We start from the raw sequence: 5965 nt of genomic DNA on the forward strand, positions 1-5965 counted from the left end.
ACAACAACCCGTCGTTCGGCTACGGGGGCTACTGTCTGCCGAAGGATACGAAGCAACTGTTGGCCAACTACCAGGATGTGCCGGAGAACCTGATTCAGGCGATTGTGGAGAGCAACCGCACACGGAAGGATTTCATCGCGGATCAGGTGCTGAAGAAAGCGGGGTATTACGATTACTTCAACAACGGGGATTTCAACCCCTCGGAAGAGAAGCAGTGCGTCATCGGGGTGTATCGCCTGACCATGAAGTCGAACAGCGACAATTTCCGCCAGAGCAGCATCCAAGGGGTGATGAAGCGCATCAAGGCGAAAGGGGCCACGGTGATCATCTATGAACCGACTTTGGAAGACGGAAGCACATTCTTCGGCTCGAAGGTGGTGAACAACCTGGAGGCATTCAAGCAGCAGAGTCAGGCCATCCTGGCCAACCGTTACGACCCGTGTCTGGATGACGTGAAGGAAAAGGTGTATACCCGAGATATTTTCAGAAGAGACTAAACGGGCATCCTCTTACAGCCGCAAGCCGACATTGAATTCCATGCCATCGGCACGCAGCAGATGGGCCTTGACGTGATAGCCCACATAAAATGTGTCGTTCCCGAACGGAAGAGTATAGCGCAGGCCGATGGTCTCATAATAGGGCTTTTCAAACTCGTGCGACAAATGGCCCGTGTGGCGGTAGAGGTAATAGCCTACCCCCAGATACAAGGAAAGCTGCTTGTAGAAGACTTCATGCTTCAGGGAGAGGCCCAGGCTGTGACGGCTGTAACGGTCTTCGGTATGGTTCATCCGGTCGTAAGCAGCCACCTCATCCACATAGGGCAGGTAACCGTAATCCAGCCCTATCCCGGAGGCAAAACGCAGGGCATAACGGTACATGGCCGATGCGGAAACGTCCAAAGCTGAATACACGCGAAAGTGCCGGGTGCGATGACGGGGATCGTCCGACGGGCTGTAAAGCGAATAGAACCATTCATCCATGAGGGTATGCCCCATCCATCCCACCGACAAATCTACATACAGGTGCCGATGAAACAGGGAAAGCGTACGACAGGAAGAAGCCTGACTTTCTGAAGAGGACGGAACCGACAGCGTACGGCTGACGCCCAAGGACACACCCACGGTGTTGGAGCCTTTATTCGGACGGTCGAGGGCTGCGTTGGAGAAATGCCGGAAATTCACTCCGAGACTCAGCTCCCACTGTTTCCCGATACAAAAGGTTCCTCCCACTCCCATCCCGAAATAAACGGATAACGGGGCCCCAATCAACTCATTGTCCGGGTTCTGCAGGCCGTCGTAAGGACGGGTGGACCAGCCTATCCCATTTTCCAGCACATAATTCAGACGGAAACGTGACGTGGAAACCAAATCGCGCCGAAATGCACCATACAGGGTGAACATGCCTCCCATGCCCGACAGACGGGAGGGGTCTTCCAACCGGAAAAGACGAATATCACGAAAATCGGCGGCAAGTACCCCAAATTCAAGGGAAGGTGAACGGAAGGCATCGTCGTATGGATGGCCGGGAAGCGGCTTGAAACGAATATGGAAATTATAATAGCGCACCCCATGGCTTTGCACAAACTGACGAGCATACTCATCGCTTGTCAGCAGATAAGCACTCTCTACAGAGGCTCCTAAGGAGACCTGGTTCTGCTGGAAAGAAAAGTTTTGTGCCAGCAGGTTCATCCAAGGCAACCAGATAAGTATCCACCTGATGTTTTTCATGTAAAAGAATTAAAGTCTGGCCTAAATGTAAGTGTTTTTTAGCAAAAAAAGATGTCTAACCATACAAAGCACGCACACAATGTAAAAATTTCAAACCGAAAGTATGCTTTTTACGGCTTTCTTTCCTAACTTTGTCCCTAAAACTTAAATCAGGTATGAATTTATCAAAAGCATTTATACTTTTGCTTCTGGCTACGCCGGCATTGGCACAAGAGGGTGCCAAGGACTTCCAATACCGCGTGGAAATGTCGGGGACAGTGTCGTCGGGCACGTATGCCCCACTCTGGCTGACGGCCAACCGGTTCGGCATGGAGAGTGAGAAACCGAACAGCGGCTACCTGCGGGCCGGACTGGAATGGCACCGATCGCTGCGCAGGGGATGGCGGATAGATGCCGGACTGGACTTGGCAGGAGGAGTGAAACAGACATCGGACTTCTGGGTGCAACAGGCATATGCGGATATCTCGTGGAAGATGCTGACCCTGAGTATCGGAAGCAAGGAACGCATGGGATTCCCTTTGGAAAAGAACAGTGAACTGACCAGCGGATGGATGGCGGAAGGACCGAACATGCGGCCGATTCCACAAGTAAGGGCGGAAATCAAGGATTACCTGTCCATTCCGGGCACACGGAACTGGGTAGCCTTCAAAGGGCATCTGGCCTACGGAAGCTTTACCGACAGCTACTGGCAGAAGGATTTCTGTAGGGTGAACCAGACCTATACCAAGAACGCATTGTATCACAGCAAATCATTGATGTTCCGCTTGGGGAACAAAGAGAAACTGCCCGTGGAATTTGAATTCGGCCTGTTCATGGCGACCCAGTTCGGCGGCGACCAATACCTGAAACTGGCGGACGGAACTTCCCAGTTGACAGTGGACATGCCCGACGGAGTGAAAGCGTACTGGCATGCTTTCTTCCCGACAGCGGGAGGCAGCGACACGCCGGCAGGCGAACAGGTGAATGTGGAAGGAAACATGTTGGGAAGCTGGAACTTTGCCCTGAACTATTACTGGGGCGACTGGAAAATCCGGGCCACGCTGGACCATTACTTTGAGGACCACTCGCAGATGTTCTGGGAGTACGGACGATGGAAGGATGGACAGCTGGGCATCGAATTGTATCTGCCGAAAAACAAATGGGTATCAGCCGTGCTGTGGGAAGGCATCAGCACCAAGGACTCTTCGGGACCGATTCTGTATGACGGTTTCTGGGGCTCGTTCTCGGACCTGCAGATGAGCGGCGGAGACGATTACTACAACAACTACATCTACAAGGCATGGCAGCACTACGGTCAGGGCATCGGCAATCCGCTCTTGGCAGGACCGGCCTATAACGCAGATGGAAGCATCACCTTCAAAAGCAACCGGATGAAGGCACAGCATGTGGGTATCTCCGGCCAGCCTTCGGGCGAATGGAAATGGAGAGTCATCGCTTCGTATGCACGGCACTGGGGACGATACTCCAGTCCGCTGGATAAAGTACGAAAACAATTCAGCAGCATGGCAGAAGTGACCTACCTGCCCCAATGGACCAAAGGATGGAGCGTGAGCGCGACCTTGGGAATGGACCGGGGAAATTATTTGGGGAACAGTACAGGAGGAATGATTACAATCAGAAAGACAGGAGGACTGGGAAAATGAAAAAATGGATGTATATAATTATGGTGGTCCTCGGAATGGTCACCTCTTTGAGCGGATGTAAGAAAGCGCCCATCAACTCGGACGTGGAAGGGCTCTGGATACTGAACCAGTTCACCGTGACGGAAACAGGGGAAACCGTAACATGCGAGCGGCTGTACTACAGCATTACACGCATGGTGACGGAAGTGGCCGAGAAGCAAGGCAGCAAAGGCTATGGAGCCTACATCGGACGGACGGAGTATCGGAATAACGAAACGCAGCTGGTGGTGAAGGATTTCAAAGTAAGAAAGTCGACGGGCGACAGCGGAGAGAATGCGCCCGTGGAACAGCTGAAGCACTTTGGCATTGACAACCAGCAGGAAACGGTGTTCGACATTGTGAAGTGCAACGGAAAGAAGATGACGCTGGAATCGGACTATGCCCGCCTGGAACTTACGAAATTCTAAGAATATCCAAAAAATTTTCATTCCGACAGTTGGAAAAGAGGAAAAAAAGGTCTTAATTTACACACTACATCCTTAAACTAACTAAACAATATGAAAACAAAGTATGATTCATATAATGATTGGGTAAGCATTTTCGTGACATGTTGCGAAACTTTACTGGCGGGAGGGCTCTTTTATCTTTTCTTTGAACTGATAAAAGATACTTCATGGGATAAAATCCTAAATGTCCCCCACTACCAGGTTCTGGTAACCATCATGCTCTGCTACTTTATTTCTTCCCGGCAAATCGGGGTCATTCTTTACAAACGAAAAATCTATACCTACCAGATAGTGACCCGGGTATTCAAGACCATGGTGATGTTTATCGTCCTCTCGGGAGTGGTGCTGGAGGTAGGAAACTTCATGGATGTCTGGTCGTACTTCTACCTGTCGTATTTAGGCATCTTATTTTTCTGCATCGGTAACTTCCGGATTATCCTGCGTACAATATTGAAGAGATACCGTGAGAAAGGCCGGAACATACGGTACGTGGTACTGGTGGGAAGTGCAGACAACAACTTGGAACTGTATCACGAACTGACGGACCAAGCCTGGGCGGGTTACCGGGTGAACGGGTATTTTGACTTCCAGCCGAATCCGAACTTTCCCAAAGAATGTCCGTATTTAGGCGCTCCGACAGAGGTCATCAACTACCTGGAGAAGAACGGAAAGAACCATTATCTTTTCTGCTGTCTGCCTTCGAAGGAGCACGACATTATCCGCCCGATCATTGATTATTGCGAAAACCACTTGGCGCATTTCTACAGCGTGCCGAACATCCGTACATACCTGCACAGACGGATGTATTTCAACATGTTGGGAAGCGTGCCGTACCTGAGCCTGCGAGAGGACCCGTTGGACCAAATCGGCAACCAGATCCTGAAACGGACGTTCGACATTGTGTTCTCGCTGCTCTTCCTGTGTACGCTGTTCCCGTTCATTCTGCTCATCGTGACCATTATCACGAAACTGACCATGCCGGGACCGGTGTTCTTCAAGCAGAAACGAAACGGGCTGAACGACAAGGAATTCTACTGCTACAAATTCCGCAGCATGAAGGTGAACGCCCAGGCCGATACCTTGCAGGCCACCAAAGATGACCCGCGCAAGACCCGCTGGGGAAACATCATGCGAAAGACGAACATCGACGAGCTGCCGCAGTTCATCAACGTACTGAAAGGGGATATGAGTATCGTGGGACCGCGTCCGCACATGCTGAAGCATACGGAAGAGTACTCGAAGCTCATCAACAAGTACATGGTACGGCATTTCGTGAAACCGGGTATCACGGGCTGGAGCCAGGTAACGGGCTACCGCGGAGAAACGAAGGAACTGAAGGACATGGAAGGCCGCGTGAGAGGCGATATCTGGTACATCGAGCACTGGAGCTTCGGACTGGACTTGTTCATCATCTACAAGACCGTAGCCAACGCCCTGCACGGCGAAAAGAATGCATACTAAGACATCCAACACAATATGATTATAGCGGTTGATTTTGACGGAACGATTGTAGAACACCGATATCCAGAAATCGGCAAAGAAATTCCTTTTGCCATAAACACCTTAAAAATGCTGCAAAAGGAAGGGCACCGAATCATTCTCTGGTCGGTAAGAGAGGATGAGTTGCTCAATGAAGCGGTAGAATTCTGCCGCCAACGGGGACTGGAATTCTATGCCATAAATTCAAACTATCCAGAGGAACAAACGGAATATCCACATTCTTCTCGAAAGCTGAAAGCGGATGTTTTCATTGATGACCGCAATGTGGGAGGACTGCTTGATTGGAACAGTATCTACCGCATTATCCACTACCGCATCAAATTGGACGATCTGGTGGAAGACGTACTCGATGAAAAACTGGGAGAAGCTGTAGAAAAGAGAAAGCAAGAAAAGAAAAAGAAGCAAAGCTTATTCGGAAAATTGTTTGGATAAACATAGTTTGTCATTGTAAAACGAAATGAGGCTGTCTCAAATTGAAATATAATTTGAGATGGCCTTTTTTGTGTCTGTAAAAAAAAATCGGGCAAGCCCCAACTTCGCTCAGTCAGGACTTGCCCGTCTCCCTAATTTTTTGTATCTTAGGGAATCAAGCAATATATCCCAAAGATAA

Annotated in this window: 6 protein-coding genes; 5 read left to right on the plus strand and 1 reads right to left on the minus strand. The window is 50.1% G+C overall.

Annotated elements, in window-relative coordinates; genetic code table 11:
• The coding region (locus RDP42_RS12340; RefSeq protein ID WP_308763929.1) for a UDP binding domain-containing protein at window positions 1-497 on the plus strand (497 nt) is incomplete at its 5' end.
• 12 nt (window positions 498-509) lie between these two features.
• Here the strand turns inward: RDP42_RS12340 and RDP42_RS12345 are convergent.
• A complete protein-coding gene (locus tag RDP42_RS12345) occupies window positions 510-1727 on the minus strand; it encodes an acyloxyacyl hydrolase (protein WP_308763930.1) in 1218 nt (405 codons plus the stop codon).
• A 155-nt stretch (window positions 1728-1882) separates the two neighbouring features.
• Between RDP42_RS12345 and RDP42_RS12350 the strand changes: the two genes are divergently transcribed.
• The 4 genes from RDP42_RS12350 to RDP42_RS12365 all read left to right on the plus strand — a co-directional run bounded on the left by RDP42_RS12350 (window position 1883) and on the right by RDP42_RS12365 (window position 5787).
• On the plus strand, window positions 1883-3370 hold the full coding sequence (locus RDP42_RS12350; RefSeq protein ID WP_308763931.1) for a capsule assembly Wzi family protein: 1488 nt from the start codon (window positions 1883-1885) through the stop codon (window positions 3368-3370).
• 8 nt (window positions 3371-3378) lie between these two features.
• A complete protein-coding gene (locus tag RDP42_RS12355) occupies window positions 3379-3816 on the plus strand; it encodes a lipocalin-like domain-containing protein (protein WP_308763932.1) in 438 nt (145 codons plus the stop codon).
• Between the two features lie 90 nt (window positions 3817-3906).
• Window positions 3907-5316, plus strand: coding sequence for an undecaprenyl-phosphate glucose phosphotransferase (locus RDP42_RS12360; RefSeq protein ID WP_308763933.1), 1410 nt, complete (start codon window positions 3907-3909; stop codon window positions 5314-5316).
• A 15-nt stretch (window positions 5317-5331) separates the two neighbouring features.
• A complete protein-coding gene (locus RDP42_RS12365) occupies window positions 5332-5787 on the plus strand; it encodes a BT0820 family HAD-type phosphatase (RefSeq protein WP_308763934.1) in 456 nt (151 codons plus the stop codon).
• The last annotated feature ends 178 nt before the right edge of the window (window positions 5788-5965 follow it).

Source organism: uncultured Bacteroides sp. (genome assembly GCF_902472605.1).
Classification (GTDB): domain Bacteria; phylum Bacteroidota; class Bacteroidia; order Bacteroidales; family Bacteroidaceae; genus Phocaeicola.